The sequence below is a fragment of the Mesorhizobium sp. IMUNJ 23232 genome, from assembly GCF_044326205.1.
Classification (GTDB): Bacteria; Pseudomonadota; Alphaproteobacteria; order Rhizobiales; family Rhizobiaceae; genus Kumtagia.
Map to the genome: position 1 here is coordinate 1 of NZ_JBIRCY010000159.1, position 1,180 is coordinate 1,180.

The 1,180-nt window shown below is 58.1% G+C and carries 1 tRNA gene and 2 rRNA genes; all 3 read right to left on the bottom strand.

The window, feature by feature from the left end:
- Positions 1-482 precede the first annotated feature (482 nt).
- Positions 483-559, bottom strand: a tRNA-Met gene (locus ACH196_RS38080).
- A gap of 122 nt (positions 560-681) precedes the next feature.
- Positions 682-796 (bottom strand): 5S ribosomal RNA (gene rrf, locus ACH196_RS38085).
- Positions 797-1,070: 274 nt separating this feature from the next.
- Positions 1,071-1,180 (bottom strand): 23S ribosomal RNA (locus tag ACH196_RS38090); the annotation flags it as partial.

A 1,180-nucleotide genomic window follows, 5' to 3' on the forward strand; every position in this document is an offset into this window, starting at 1 on the left:
GGCGCGCACGTCAAGAAATACGCAATCCGTGTCGATCTCCGTATGCTCGACGACGAAGCCTGCCGGCGCCAGTCTCGTCGACCCAAATCTCCGTTCCATCGCGCTGATTCCCTCTCGAAAATTGCGCAACACCAGCCTTCACATGCAGCGAAAGTGAGTCAGAGCCCCGTTTGGACGAAAATCACTCCTCAAACAGGGTCCTCATTCCACGAAAAATCACATGCATCCGAACATGGCGGAGATCTACCACCAGCGGATTTCGGCGCTTTACGGCGATCTCCAGAACGCGGAAACGACGGTGCAGGCGGCGCTGACCTTCCGTTCTCTTGTCGACCAGATCGAACTCGTGCCCGAGGGCAGCGACCTCCAAATCGTGTTGCGGGGCGATCTGGCTGCAATCCTGCGCTTTGCCGCAAACAAGAAGAACCCCGATGTCCTTTCAGAGGCCGGGGTTTTGACTGATCTGCTATCGCAGGGGTCGGTGGTTGCGGGGGCAAGATTTGAACTTGCGACCTTCAGGTTATGAGCCTGACGAGCTACCGGGCTGCTCCACCCCGCGCCACCAAAGGCAGGCTCGTGCCTGCGCGATACTGTCCTGCCAACAGAAAAGGCCGCTTTCGCGGCCCTGGCCGCCATGTGGCGGACTGTTCGTTAGGAGAAGATTTTTCATGCGTTTCGCAGACCTGGCAGCGACCTACTCTCCCGCGTCTTGAGACGAAGTACCATCAGCGCTGGAGCGTTTCACGGCCGAGTTCGGAATGGGATCGGGTGCAGCCGCTCCGCCATAACCACCAGGTCGGCGAAAAGCATGTTTTTTTCGAGAAGCTGTTTTGAGCGAATAGCGAATAGAGAGTAGCGAATAGGGTTTCTTATTCGGCGCCTCTCGAGGCTATTCGCTGGTCTTGTCGTGCCATGTCGACGTCGCATTGCTCGGCCGAAGGCCGCAAGCGCGACTGCGCGTCGCGGCTGATGCCGCGCCCTCGCGGAGCGCCAGGCTGCGTCAGCAGCCGGTACGGCGCGTGAGCGAAGATCAACCATCCGATTTCATCGGAGGGGCATTGAGAATGAGAACGATCAAGCCGATCGAGCTATTAGTACCGGTAAGCTTCACACATTGCTGCGCTTCCACACCCGGCCTATCAACGTGGTCGTCTTCCACGGCTCTAAGGGAATACTCGTT